Source organism: Geothrix terrae, from assembly GCF_022808775.1.
GTDB classification, from domain to species: domain Bacteria; phylum Acidobacteriota; class Holophagae; order Holophagales; family Holophagaceae; genus Geothrix; species Geothrix terrae.
The window spans coordinates 195,010-207,652 of sequence record NZ_JAKZLA010000004.1; the positions used below are offsets into that span (position 1 = coordinate 195,010).

General features: G+C 69.1%; 14 protein-coding genes. 9 read left to right on the forward strand and 5 right to left on the reverse strand.

What is annotated here, in order from left to right:
• Position 1: 1 nt before the first annotated feature.
• On the reverse strand, positions 2 to 691 hold the full coding sequence (locus MLE42_RS09640) for a CerR family C-terminal domain-containing protein (protein ID WP_243287671.1): 690 nt from the start codon (positions 689 to 691) through the stop codon (positions 2 to 4).
• Positions 692 to 864: 173 nt separating this feature from the next.
• On the opposite strand from MLE42_RS09640, the gene MLE42_RS09645 reads away from it, so the two are divergent.
• From MLE42_RS09645 to MLE42_RS09670, 6 genes are all read left to right on the forward strand, one after another.
• Positions 865 to 1,476 (forward strand): TetR/AcrR family transcriptional regulator, encoded by a 612-nt coding sequence (locus tag MLE42_RS09645; protein WP_243287672.1) that lies wholly within the window; start codon positions 865 to 867, stop codon positions 1,474 to 1,476.
• Complete coding sequence (locus tag MLE42_RS09650; protein ID WP_243287673.1) at positions 1,473 to 2,813, forward strand: TolC family protein; 1,341 nt, start codon at positions 1,473 to 1,475, stop codon at positions 2,811 to 2,813. The genes MLE42_RS09645 and MLE42_RS09650 overlap by 4 nt, the downstream gene beginning before the upstream one ends.
• Positions 2,814 to 2,817: 4 nt before the next feature.
• A complete protein-coding gene (locus MLE42_RS09655; protein ID WP_243287674.1) occupies positions 2,818 to 3,816 on the forward strand; it encodes an HlyD family secretion protein in 999 nt (332 codons plus the stop codon).
• Between the two features lie 7 nt (positions 3,817 to 3,823).
• A complete protein-coding gene (locus MLE42_RS09660) occupies positions 3,824 to 5,374 on the forward strand; it encodes a DHA2 family efflux MFS transporter permease subunit (protein ID WP_243287675.1) in 1,551 nt (516 codons plus the stop codon).
• A gap of 37 nt (positions 5,375 to 5,411) precedes the next feature.
• Positions 5,412 to 5,831: a hypothetical protein gene (locus tag MLE42_RS09665; RefSeq protein WP_243287676.1), complete on the forward strand. Its 420-nt coding sequence runs from the start codon at positions 5,412 to 5,414 to the stop codon at positions 5,829 to 5,831.
• 94 nt (positions 5,832 to 5,925) lie between these two features.
• A complete protein-coding gene (locus tag MLE42_RS09670) occupies positions 5,926 to 6,267 on the forward strand; it encodes a hypothetical protein (RefSeq protein ID WP_243287677.1) in 342 nt (113 codons plus the stop codon).
• 76 nt (positions 6,268 to 6,343) lie between these two features.
• On the opposite strand, the gene MLE42_RS09675 is transcribed toward MLE42_RS09670, so the two are convergent.
• The 3 genes from MLE42_RS09675 to MLE42_RS09685 all read right to left on the reverse strand — a co-directional run bounded on the left by MLE42_RS09675 (position 6,344) and on the right by MLE42_RS09685 (position 9,711).
• Complete coding sequence (locus MLE42_RS09675) at positions 6,344 to 6,547, reverse strand: cold-shock protein (protein WP_243287678.1); 204 nt, start codon at positions 6,545 to 6,547, stop codon at positions 6,344 to 6,346.
• 188 nt (positions 6,548 to 6,735) lie between these two features.
• A complete protein-coding gene (locus tag MLE42_RS09680) occupies positions 6,736 to 7,527 on the reverse strand; it encodes a hypothetical protein (protein ID WP_243287679.1) in 792 nt (263 codons plus the stop codon).
• A gap of 57 nt (positions 7,528 to 7,584) precedes the next feature.
• On the reverse strand, positions 7,585 to 9,711 hold the full coding sequence (locus MLE42_RS09685) for an alpha-ketoacid dehydrogenase subunit alpha/beta (protein WP_243287680.1): 2,127 nt from the start codon (positions 9,709 to 9,711) through the stop codon (positions 7,585 to 7,587).
• A gap of 218 nt (positions 9,712 to 9,929) precedes the next feature.
• Here MLE42_RS09685 and bioB point away from each other — a divergent pair, with 218 nt between their 5' ends.
• The 3 genes from bioB (at position 9,930) to MLE42_RS09700 (ending at position 11,856) form a co-directional block, all read left to right on the forward strand.
• Entirely contained in the window at positions 9,930 to 10,880 is a 951-nt protein-coding gene (gene bioB, locus MLE42_RS09690) for a biotin synthase BioB (RefSeq protein WP_243287681.1), read from the forward strand.
• Positions 10,881 to 10,885: 5 nt separating this feature from the next.
• Positions 10,886 to 11,545, forward strand: a complete 660-nt coding sequence (locus tag MLE42_RS09695) for a hemerythrin domain-containing protein (protein WP_243287682.1) — start codon at positions 10,886 to 10,888, stop codon at positions 11,543 to 11,545.
• A gap of 65 nt (positions 11,546 to 11,610) precedes the next feature.
• A complete protein-coding gene (locus MLE42_RS09700; RefSeq protein WP_243287683.1) occupies positions 11,611 to 11,856 on the forward strand; it encodes a CDGSH iron-sulfur domain-containing protein in 246 nt (81 codons plus the stop codon).
• A gap of 36 nt (positions 11,857 to 11,892) precedes the next feature.
• Here MLE42_RS09700 and MLE42_RS09705 read toward each other — a convergent pair whose 3' ends face one another.
• Positions 11,893 to 12,621: an efflux RND transporter periplasmic adaptor subunit gene (locus MLE42_RS09705; RefSeq protein ID WP_243287684.1), complete on the reverse strand. Its 729-nt coding sequence runs from the start codon at positions 12,619 to 12,621 to the stop codon at positions 11,893 to 11,895.
• Positions 12,622 to 12,643: the final 22 nt, after the last annotated feature.

Sequence of the window (12,643 nt, forward strand, 5' to 3'; positions counted from 1 at the left end):
GTCAGTTCCTCGGCTGGGGGAAGGCTTCGGGGATGCCGAGCCCACGCAGGCTGAAGTCGGTGAAGTGCCGGATGACCTCCTCGAGATCCTCCGGGTAGTTCGGGTTCCCGCGGATGAGCCGGGCGATGCCCAGGGAGTTGCGGAAATAGAGGAGCTGGCCCTGGATGCTCATGCCCATGTTCAGGAGGTCGCCCCAGGAGAGGTCCGGGCGCAGCACCCGGAGGCACTGCATCAGGTGGTCCACGTGGGGCCGGATCTGCTCCATGAGCAGGGCCGAGGAGGCCGCCCGCGGCGCCTGCATCTCGCGGGCCATGAGCGCCATGGCGGCCTCGCCCAGGGGATCCAGGGGATCCTGGGGGTCGCAGGCCATCAGGTCCTGCATGAAGGCCCGGATGTGGTCCTTGAGCTGTTGGAGCGCGGCCTCGCGCGCTCCCGGCCCTTCGAGGGCGGGGGCCATGGCCAGCTCGGCCACGCGGCAGGCCTTCCGGGCGAAGATGTACCGGAGGGCCTCCAGGTACAGCCCCTCCTTGCCGCTGAAGTGGTAGGTCACGAGGGCCGAGTTGGCCTTGGCCCGCAGCGCGATCTCGCGGATGCCGGCCCCGTCGAAGCCCTTTTCAGCGAAGGTCAGGATCGCGGCCTCGATCAGGCGCTGCCGCGTATCAAGAGATGCGTCGGTCGGCTGTGCGTTCATGACCCCTCGTTTCCAATCAACCAATCAAACGGTTGAACAACAGGCTCCAAGAATTAATCAATCGTTTGAACCAGTCAAGGGGAAAATCGCCCTCTGGGTGTCTTAATTGATGACTTGACGGTCGTAATTAAAATTCTAGATTCGGAATCTGGAATGCGGATTCGGAGGCTCCGGTGCTGGATCGGAAGGGCCTTGAACGGCAGCAGAGACGGGATCTCCTCCTCGAGGCCGCGGGCCGGGTGTTCGGCCGGAAGCCCTTCGACGAGGCCACGATGCAGGAGATCGCTGCAGAGGCCCAGATCGGCATGCAGGGGCTCTACGAGCACTTCGCGTCCAAGCAGGACCTCTACGAGCAGGTGATGATCCACCGGGCCGAGGCCTTCTCCGCCCGGGCCGAGGAGGTCCTCCGGACCCCGCGGCCACCCCTGGAGCAGCTACGGTGCATGTTCCAGGCCTACGCGGACCACTTCCGGGGCCGGCTCATCTGGCTTCCGATGTTCATCCTCGAGCGGGTGCACTACGACTGGGGCTTCGAGTCCCGGTTCCTGCCCCGCCTCCGGGAGATCTACGAGGCCGAGCGGACGCGGCTGAAGGACATCCTCCACCGGGCCGTGGAGGCCGGGGACCTCCAGGACCTGGATCCCGACTTCCTCATCCAGCTCTGCTTCGGCGTACTGGAGGCCTCCCTGCACCGGAGCCACCGGACGGGAAAGGAGGAGGACCCCGGTGCCTGCGTGGCGCGCGCCATGGCCTGCCTGCTGCGCGGCGCGGGAGCCCGGCCATGAGACCGGCGGCCGTTCTCCTGGCCTGCGCGGCCCTGGCCGGCATCCTGCGAGGCGGCGAACCGCTCAGTCTCGCCCGGGCCCTGCGCCTGGTCGGCGAGCAGTCCCAATCGGCGGAGGCGGCCCGTTCGGACCTGGCCGGAGCCCGGGAGGAGACCGCCCAGGTGCAGGGCCTCTACTGGCCCGAGGTCCAGATCCAGGGCGGCTACTGGACCACGGACCACCGTCCGGAGCTGCTGAGCCAGCCCATGCGGATCGGCCCCTTCACGGTGCCGCCCCAGGTCTTCCCCACCTCGGACAGCCAGGCCTGGCGCTACAAGGCCTCGGTCCAGTACCTGCTGTGGGATTTCGGCCGGCGGAGCGAGGCCTTCTCGGCCTCCCGCGCCCGCGAGTCGGCCGTGGAAAGCTCAGGGCAAGCCGGTCTTCTGAAGGCCCAGAGCGAGGTGGCCGCCCGCTACTTCACGCTCCTGAACCTGAAGGCCCAGAAGCACGTCCTGGTCCAGCGCCGGGAGGCCCTGGAGACCCACCTGGGCCACGCCCGGGCCCTCTTCGAGCAGGGGGTCGTGGCGCGCAATGACCTCCTGCGCACGGAGGTGGCGCTGCGGGCGGTGGGGGACGCGGAGCACGCCCTGGACCAGGCCTACGCCTCGGTCCTGGAGGGCCTGAACGTGGCCATGGGCCTGCCCCCCGGCACCGCCCAGGAGCTGCCGGAGACCCTCGCCGGCCCGCCCGCCCTGCCCTGGGACGAGGCGGGCTGCCGGACCCGGGCGCGGGAGGCGAACCCGGCCGTACGCGCGGCCCGCGCCAAGACCCAGGCCCTGTCGGGCCAGGCCACCTTCCGGCGGAGGGACTTCCTGCCCACGCTGGCCGCCGAAGCCAGCCACACCTACGCGCAGAACCCCTTCCTGACCCACGAGCACGAGACCAGCCTGTCCATCGGCCTCTCCTGGAAGCTCTTCGACGGGGGCGTCCGCGCCTCGCGGGTGCGCCAGGCGGAGGCGGAGACGGGTCGGGCCCGCCGGGACCAGCAGGAAGCGGAGCGCCAGGCGGAGACCGCCGCCGCGGCAGCTCTGCGGGCCTTCCGCCAGTCCCTGCGCGAGGTGGACACCGCCCGGCTGAACGTGGCCTCCGCGGAAGAGAACCTCCGCATGGTGGGCGATCAGTACCAGGAAGGCCTGGTGCGCAACACGGATGTGCTGGACGCGGAATCGGTGCTGGCGGAGAGCCGCAGCGCCCTGGAGGACCGGCGCTACCGGGCCTATGCCCAGCAGGCCGTCCTGCTCGCGGCGCTGGGCGAGGACCTGCCGGCCTTCTTCGAGGCGCCTGCGCCCCGGGAGTGATGAGATGGATGCGAAGACGAAGAAGTGGGCCTCCCTGGCGATCATCCTCGCCCTGGCCGTCGCGGGCACCGTCTGGGCCCTGGTGCGCTGGCGCCACGGCCAGGTGTTCGTGGCCACGGACAATGCCTATGTGAAGGGTCATGTGGTGGCGGTGTCGAGCCACATCCCCGGGCCGCTGCTCCAGGTGGCGGTCCAGGAAAACCAGGCGGTCCGGATGGGACAGACCCTGGCCATTCTGGATCCCCGCGACTACGACGCCGCCATTGCGCGGGCCGAGGCTTCCCTGGCGGAGGCCCGGAGCGCCCTGGCCCTCAACGGGGCCCAGATCGCCCAGGCCCGGGCCCAGGTCCAGGCCGCCGAGAGCCAGCGGACCCTGGCGGGCCTCGAGAAGCGGCGCATGGACGCCCTTCTCGCGCGGCAGTCCATCCCCCGCCAGAGGCACGACCAGGCCGCCACCACCGAAGAGGTGGCCACGGCCCAGGTGGCGGCGGCCCAGAAGCAAGTGGCCGCTGCCCAGGGGCTGCTGGGCGTGAGCCGGAGCAAGGTCCAGGTGGCCCAGGCGGCCCTGGACCAGGCCCGGCTCCAGCGCTCCTACTGCGCGATCGCCGCCCCCTGCGACGGCACCGTGAGCCGGAAGCTGGCGGAGCCGGGCATGGTGGTGGCGGCGGGCCAGCCCCTGCTGGCGGTGGTGCCCCTGGGCCAGGAGGACCTCTGGGTGGAGGCGAACTTCAAGGAGACCCAGCTCCGGCGCGTGCGCCCCGGCCAGCGCGTGCGGATGACGACGGATCTCGACGGCCGGACGTTCACCGGCACCGTGGAGAGTCTCTCCGCGGGCACCGGCGCCGCCTTCAGCCTGCTGCCGGCGGAGAACGCCACGGGCAACTGGGTGAAGGTCGTCCAGCGGCTCCCCGTGAAGATCAGCCTCGATCCCGGTGCCGATCCCGAACGCAGGCTGCGCCTGGGGCTGAGCGTGGCGGCCGAGATCGACACCCGGAGCCGCTGAGGCCGCCATGGACGCGCCGCGGGGAACCGCCCACAAGTGGATCGTCGCCCTGACGACCATGCTGGGCACCTTCATGGAGGTGCTGGACACCTCCGTGGCCAACGTGGCCCTGCCGCACATGAAGGGCACCTTCGCCGCGGGCACGGACGAGATCACCTGGGTCATCACCAGCTACCTCGTGGCCAACGCCATCATCCTGCCCATCACCGGCTGGCTGGGCGCAGCGTTCGGCCGCAAGCGCCTCTACCTGCTCTGCCTGGCGATCTTCACGCTGGCGAGCTTCGGCGCCGGCGCGGCACCCAGCCTGGCGTGGCTGATCCTCATGCGGGTGATCCAGGGGCTGGCCGGGGGCGCCATGGTGCCCATGTCCCAGGCCATCACGCTGGAGGCCTTCCCGCAGGAAGAGCACGGCATGGCCTCGGCCATCTTCGGCATCGGCGTCATCTTCGGGCCCATCCTCGGCCCGCTGGTGGGCGGCTGGATCACGGACAACTGGACCTGGCCCTGGATCTTCTGGATCAACATCCCCGTGGGCGTGGTGGCCTACTACCTGGCCTTCACGTTCGTGGAGGACCCGGAGTACCTCCGGCGGCCCGAAGGCGCGGTGGACTACTGGAGCCTGATCTTCGTGGCCGTGGGCCTGGGCTGCCTGGAGCTCTTCCTCAGCCGCGGCGAGCGCCTGGACTGGTTCGCCTCCAACGCCATGAAGGCCTGCGCGGGCCTCGCCGCCCTGGGGATCGCCCTCTTCATCTGGCGCTCCCTCACCGCCGAGAACCCCTTGGTGGACCTGCGCATGTTCCGGCTGCCGGAGTTCGCGGGCGGCATGGCCATCATCTTCATCATCAGCGTCGGCCTCTACGCGGCGTTCATCCTGGTGCCGCTGTTCGTCCAGAACCTGCTGGGGTTCACCCCCACCTGGGCGGGGCTCATCCTGAGTCCCGGCGGCGTCGCCTCCGTGGTGGCCATGATCGCGGTGGGCCTGGCCATGGGGAAGGTGGACGTGCGCCTCATCGTGGCCGCCGGGGCCGCCTCCATGGCCTACTCGGCCTGGCTCCTCACGCACGTGAACCTCCAGACGGGCATGGCCTACCTGGTGACCGCCTGGATCTTCCACGGCCTGGGGCTTGGCTTCGTGTTCGTCCCCATCGCCACGGCCGCAGTCCAGCGCATCCCGCCGGCGCTCGTGGGCACGGCCTCGGGCATGTTCAACCTCATGCGGAACGAGGGCGGCAGCGTCGGGATCGCCCTGGCCAGCACCCTCCTGGCCCAGCGCGCCCAGTTCCACCATGCGCGGCTCGCCGAGCACATCACCCCGTTCAACGGGGCGCTCCAGACCAGCTACGTGAGCCTCAACCAGGGGCTCTTCCCCCGGGCGGGCCTGGATCCCGTGTCTGTGCGGGGCCTCAGCCAGGGCCTCATCGGCGCCGAGGTGACGCGCCAGTCCTTCCTCATGAGCTTCGTGGACGTCTTCGGCTTCCTCGTCGTGGTCTTCCTCCTGGCCCTTCCCTTCGTCCTGACCCTCCGCAATCCCCAAGGAGGCGGCCTCTCCCTGCACTGAGGCCGACCCTCCGCTTCTGACCGAAAGGAGCCCCACCATGACCATCCGGAGCCGGACCGCGCGGCTGGACGACGCCTCGGGAGAACTCGCCCTCTCGCTGGCCAAACTCGAGCTGGAGGCGGCCCACGGAGCCCCCAACCCCGACGAGCAGATCGATTTCGTGCGGGATCTCTCCCGGGTCGCCGTCGAGAAGCGGATCCGCCCCTGGCGCATGCGCGCCATCCAGGCCACCCTCCTCGGCCTGGCCTGCCTGGCCGGAACCACCGGACTTCCCACCCTCTGGCCCGGAGCACCGAAGGAGGCCGCCCCCATCCTGCTGGGTCTGGCGGTCCTCTCCCTGCTTCTGGCCGGGATGGGCCTGACCGTCTACCTGCGGCTCAACCAGCGCGAACACCAGTGGCTGAGCCAGAAGGAGGCGGCCATCCGGGCCGGCCGGACCATCCTGGACGAAGGCTGAACGCCATCAGAGCGCCCCCGCAGGTTGTGACCCATGCACCGAATTCCGCCCGGGGGCCGGGAAATCGTGATAGGAAGAAAGACGAGGTACGCTCATGCTCTTCCTGGTCTTCTATTTCATCCTGTTCGCCATCCTCCTCTTCCAGGGCACCCATGTGGCCGGCGAGGTGAAGAACCCCCTTGGGACCGTTCCCGAAGAAGTGGGCCAAACCCCCGTCGCCTCCGCCCGGTGGGGCATCCTGCTCATCGGCCTAGGCCTCCTGGGCACGCTGGTCGGCCTGGCGAGCTTCAGCTGGACCGGCCTGGCGGCCCTCCGCCAGCCCCTGTTCTACCTGGGCCTCGGCGTCCTGGCCCTGTTCGCCTTCTGGGTGGTCTTCCTGGGCCGCAAGGCCGAGTTCATCGGCAAGCCCACGGTCGACGAGCACGGGCACCACTGACCCGCAGCGCCGCACGGGAATCTGAATGAAGAAAGGCGGCCCGATGGGCCGCCTTTCCTGTTGAACGGTAAAAGGACTAGAGCTTCTGGACGTTGGTCGCCTGGGGGCCCTTCTGGCCCTGGGCGACTTCGAAGCTCACGCGCTGATTTTCGTCCAGCGTGCGGAAGCCGCCACCCTGGATGGCGGTGTGGTGGACGAAGAGATCAGCGCCGCCCTCATCGGGGGTGATGAAGCCGAAGCCCTTCTCGGCGTTGAACCACTTGACGGTGCCTTGAGCCATAACTGTTTCCTGCAGAACGTCTGGTGATGATGTAGCGATGACTTTCCCCAGACAAGGCCGTCATTGCGTTGATGTGAATTCCGCCCCTGGCGGGTCACGCAAAACAGCATGACAGGATTGCCGCCGTCCACCGCTTTTTTCTGCGGCCGGTCGTTTTCGGGCGCCACCCGGGGGGTGCCCCTCGATGCTCAGAAGCGGATCACCAGGCCCAGGCCCGTGATCCGCCGGTCGGCCCGCAGGTCCAGGTCCCCCTCCACGGACCCGCGGGGAACATGCGCGTGGCCGTCCTCGAAGAACACCCGCAGCCCGAACTTCGGATAGAGGTAGGCCCGGGCGTCCACGCCGTACCGGAAGGAGGTGGCCCCCCGGTAGGTGACGTACCGGGCGTAGACCCGGGATTCCAGAAGGCCGTCGGCGCCCGACGACCAGCCCGTGAGACCCACCTGGGGGACGATCCAGCCGGAGCGTTTCGACTGGCTTCGGGGGGGCGAGGTGAGGGTGAGGGCCCTGAGGTCCGCCCGGAAGACCTGGGCGCCGAGGTCGAACCCCAGCCAGGCATCCGGTCGCCGCACGAACTTGTAAGTCCAGAGACCCTCCAGGACCTCGACCTTCGCCTGCGTCTGGAGCAGGGTTCCCGCCGAGTAGGCGGTCCCGTCGAGGAAGATGGACCGCGGCAAGGTCCGCTCCCCCCGGTAGCGGGCAGAATCGTAGGTGAGCTGGAAACCCTGGGCCTCGCCCTGGTGTTCCAGGAGCGCGCCGAAGGGGGTGCCGTCCCTCCCCAGCCCGAGATCCGAATCCGTATCCACCAGGGACATCTTCCCGTCGCGGACCCCGTCCAGGCTCGCGGACAGCGAGGGCTGCACCCGCTGGAGCCCCAGGGTCCAGCCCGTCAGTGCTGCGCCGGTCCCGCCATCGGCGCGGCCCAGCTGGGCGAAGACCGGAACGCCCAGCAGAAAGAGCAGGATTGGAGTCAGGCGCATGGACCCTCCGGTCATGGCCCATCCTATCGGTCTATCGCGGAGAATCCCCTCCCCGGTTTAGACGGAGGCGAGCTTTCGGAAGGCTTCGAGGAAATCCTTGGGCTGGGGCAGGATCTCGTCCTCCAGGGACGGGTGGTAGGCCACCCAGGTGTCCTTGGCGGCCAGGCGGCGAACCGGAGCGTCCAGGTGGAAGAAGAGCTCGTCGGCGATACGGGCGGCGATCTCGGCCCCATATCCCCAACTGAGGGTGTCTTCGTGGGCCACGAGGACCCGGTGGGTCTTCTTCACCGTCCGCTCGATGGCTTCCCAGTCATAGGGGTTGAGGGTGCGGAGGTCGATGATCTCGACGGAGAGGCCCTCCTTCTCCGCCTCCCGGGCCGCCTGGACGGCGCGGTGCACGGTGTTGCCGAAGGTGATGACGGACAGGCTCGTGCCTTCGCGCACAGTCCGGGCCTTGCCGAAGGGGATCATGAAGTCGGGGCCGGGATCGTTGCCCTTGTTGTGGGTCTGCCGGTAGAGGTGCTTGGGCTCGAGGAAGAGCACGGGATCGTCGCAGCGGATGGCCGTGCGCAGGAGGCCCGCGGCATCCAGGGCCCGGCTGGGGCACACCACGCGCAGGCCGGGGATGTGCGTGAAGGTACTCTCACCGCACTGGCTGTGGTACGTGGCGCCGCCCATGAGGTATCCGGCGATGGGCACGCGCACCACCAGGGGCGCCTTGAAGGCCCCGTTGGAGCGCCAGCGGATGGTGGCCAGCTCGTCCCGGAGCTGCTGCATGGCGGGCCAGATGTAGTCGAAGAACTGGATCTCCACCACCGGCTTGAAGCCGCGGACGGCCAAGCCGATGGCGCGGCCGATGATGGTGGCTTCCGCCAGCGGTGAATTGTAGACGCGGTGGCCGCCGAACTGCTTCTGCAAGCCGTGGGTGGCCTTGAACACACCGCCCTTGCCCTTCACCTCGCCGAGGATCTCCGCCCGGCTGGCGTCCGCCACGTCCTCGCCGAAGACGAGGATGCGCGGATCGCGGGCCATCTCGTGCTTCAGGGTGGCGTTGAGGAGGTCGATCATGGTCTTGGCGCCCGTCGCCTGGTCGCCCGCCGCCTGCTCCGTGTCGAAGGCCGCCGAGGTGGGGTCCACCTCCTCGCTGTAGAGGTGCCGGTAGAAGCTTCCAGGCTCGGGTTTCGGGGCGGCGTCCGCCTCCTCCCAGGCCGCGTCGATCTCCGCCTGGACCTCCTCCTTCAGCATCTGGAGCTGCTCGGGGCTGAGGTCCCCCCAGGCCACCAGCTGATGGGCGTAGATGGCCACGGGGTCCCGCAGCGCCTCCGCCTCCCGCTGGCTCTTCGACTTGTAGAGCTGCTCGTCGTCGGACAGGGAGTGGCTGTAGGGCCGGATGACCCGGGCGCGCACCAAGGCGGGGCCCTTGCGGGCGCGCACATGGTCCGCCGCGGCCTTCATGGCCTGGTAGCTGGCGAGGGGGTCGCAGCCGTCCACGTCGTCCAGGATCAGCAGGCCATGGGGCTCGTAGCCCTTGAGGAGGGCCGCCACGTTGCCGCCGGGGTACTGCACCTCGCTGGGCACGCTGATGGCGTAGCCGTTGTCCTCCACCAGGAAGACCACGGGCGCCTTCAGGTTCACGGCGTTGCTGATGCCCTCCCAGAACTCGCCCTCGCTGCAGGTGCCATCCCCGGTGGTGACCAGGACCAGCTGATCCGGGGACGTGCCCAGCACATCCTGGAGCCCTCCCTGCTCGGCGCGCAGCACCGCCTCCGCGGCACCCACGGCCTGCAGGAACTGGCTGCCCGTGGGGCTGGAGGTGGTGAAGATGTTGAGCCGCTGGTTCCCCCAGTGGCTGGGCATCTGCCGGCCCCCGCTGGCGGGGTCCTCCACGGAGCCCACCGAGCCCAGGAACATCTCCTTGGCGGAGTAGCCCAGGCCGTAGGCCAGCGCGCGGTCCCGGTAGTAGAAGAAGAACCAGTCGTGGCCGGGCCTGAACACCATGGCGGCGGCGGCCTGGATGGCCTCGTGGCCCACGCCGTTGATCTGGAAGAAGACCTTGTTCTGGCGCTTGCCGGTGATTTCCTTGTCGTCGATGCGGCGCGCCGCATAGATCGTGCGGAAGAGCCGGACACGCTGCTCGCGGGTCAGGGTCGTGGCGGGCGCGGACAGGTCGGAACGGGCGGCCAAAGGCACTCCTCACAAGGGGTTCTGAGCCATCTGGGGCCCCTCAATCTAGCACGGAGGCCAGCCGTCTACAGATGACCCGTCTACGAGGGGGATCAGCGGGCCAATCTGGTGTCATTTGAGGCATCGACACAGACCAGTGCAGATCAATAAGTGATGCATGGGTCGATAAATCGCATCCACGAACCTTATGGATAGAATGGGCCCTTTGCGAGTGGCCCATGCCCCTGTCCCCATCCGAGATCCGCGCCATCCACGACCTGCCGGTGCCCGAGCTGCTCTACCGGGCGGCCACGGCTCACCGGGCCCACTGGAACGCGGAAGAGATCCAGTTCTGCACCCTGGATTCCATCAAGACCGGGGCCTGCCCGGAGGACTGCGCCTACTGCCCCCAGAGCGCCCGCTACCAGACGGACCTGAAGGTGGAGCCCCTCAAGGATGTGCAGAAGGTGCTGGCCGGCGCCGCCGAGGCGAAGGCGAACGGCTCGACGCGCTACTGCATGGGCGCCGCCTGGCGCGAGGTGAAGGATGACGCCAATTTCGACGCCGTGCTGGACATGGTGCAGGGCGTCTCCGGCATGGGCATGGAGGTCTGCGTCACCCTCGGCATGCTCAACACCGACCAGGCGAAGCGCCTCAAGGCCGCCGGCTGCCAGGTCTACAACCACAACATCGACAGCTCTAGAGACTTCTACGAGACCATCATCCACACCCGCAAGTTCGATGAGCGCCTGGAGACCATCGCCGCCGTGCGCGCCGCGGGCCTGGAAGTCTGCTCCGGCGGCATCGTGGGCATGGGCGAGACCATCGACCAGCGCATCCACTTCCTCCAGGAGCTGACGGAGCTGGAGCCGGCGCCCGAGAGCATCCCCATCAACCAGTTCGTGGCCGTGGACGGCACGCCCCTGGCGAACGTGGACCCTCTGCCCCCGCTGGAGCTGGTGCGCATGATCGCCACGGCCCGCATCCTCTTCCCGAAGAGCCGCATCCGCCTCAGCGCCGGCCGCACGCAGATGAGCGACGAGCTGCAGGCCCTCTGCTTCTTCGCGGGCGCCAACAGCATCTTCACGGGCGAGAAGCTCCTCACCACGCCCAACCCCGGCGGCAACCACGACCACTGGCTGTTGAACGCCCTGGGCATGCGGGTGGAGGGCGCCGCCGTTAAGCTGTAGGCATCATGAAGCTCATCGACGACCTCCGCGCGGAACACGACCTCATCGACCAGATGCTGGGCTCCCTGCGGACCTTCGTGAAGGCCCGCCTCGAGGGCCGGGGCGATCCGGCCGACGGCGCGCGCTTCATGGCCTTCTTCCGGCGCTACGCCGGCGACTTCCACCATCACAAGGAGGAGGAGATCCTCTTCCGGGCCCTGGCGGAACGGGCCGAGCTGCCCGCCCACCGCGGTCCCATCGCGGCGCTCACCGGGGAGCACCGGCGCATGGCCGGCCTGCTGGACGGGCTCGAAGGCCTGCTGGGTTCCGCCCTGGCCACCGACGAGGATCGCGCCCGGGTGGATTCGCTGGTCGTGGACTACAGCCGCTCCCTGTGGCGGCACATCGACGCCGAGAACTCGGTCCTCTACCCCCAGGGCGAGGAGCGCCTGCGCCGCTTCCATGTGCGGGACCTGCCCTCCCGTCCCATGACGGAGGCCGAAGCCGCGGCGCGGGAGGGAGCCCTGGCCTTGCTCACGGCCTACCCGCCCCTGCACGATGCCGAGGTCCACCGTGGCGACGGCTGCGTCGCCTGCCCATCCTTCGGCGTCACCTGCGAGGGCCTCGAGTACGAGTGGTGGACCGAACTGGAGTGGGAGGAGGCGGAGGAGCGCCGGGACGATTGAGGGTTTCCTGGACGACGGGACTATAGTGGTCTTCCATCCACAGGCACCCCGACAGGAGGCACGCCATGACGGATCCCACGCCCCACATCGCCCAGAAGGGCCCGTACCAGGTGGAGGTCGAAGCGGGCAAGACCTACCACTGGTGCGCCTGCGGCAACAGCAAGAAGCAGCCGTTCTGCGACGGCTCCCACAAGGGCGGTCCGTTCGTGCCCCTGGCCTACACCGCCGACATCACCGGCACGAAGTGGTTCTGCGGCTGCAAGCACAGCGGCACCAAGCCCATGTGCGACGGCACCCACAAGAAGCTCTGATCCAATCGGAAACCAGACGGCAGCCTCCCGGGGATCTCAGGATCCCTCGGGGATGATCACCTGCGCCTTGAGGCCGGCGCGGAACCGGCCTTCGGGGTTCGGCACCACCACCTTCACGCGGACCTTGCCCTCCGCATCCGCGCAGGGGTCCACCAGGATCACCTCCCCCTCGGCGCTCGCCGCGCCGCCGGGCTCGGGGAGGACCACCCGCACCTTCCGCCCCGGCGCGAACGCCGCGAGGGCCGCCGGCCCCACGGCGCACTGGACCACCACGCGGCTCAGGTCCATGAGCCGGAACATGGGCTGGGCTCCGGAGACCGCCTCGCCCTCGTCGCGGTACCGCTCGACCACGATGCCATCCATGGGGGCCACGATGGTGCGGAGCCGCACCTGCTCGGCCGCGGTCTCGTACTGGAGCCGCGCCAGCTCCAGGTCGATGCGTGACTCCAGGGCGCGGGCCTCGGGGATGATCTTGCTGTCGTAGAGGCGCTTGGCGCCCTTGGCCTCGAATTCCCGCCGCTCCAGCAGCGCCTTGGCCCGCTGCATCTCGAGCTCCTCCAGCTTCCCGTAGAGCTGGGCCAGGGGCTGGCCGGCCTTCACGGCCTCTCCCTCCTTCACGCGCATGCCCACGATCCGGCTCGAGACCGGGGCGCTGACCTCGACCTGGCGGTAGGGGAGCACCCGGCCCTCCAGGGCCAGTCCTCCGGCAGAAAGCGCCACCTGGCCGGACAGGAGCAGAGACAGGAAGCGAAGGCTCGGACCCATGTCCCTAGGGTACCGGCAACCG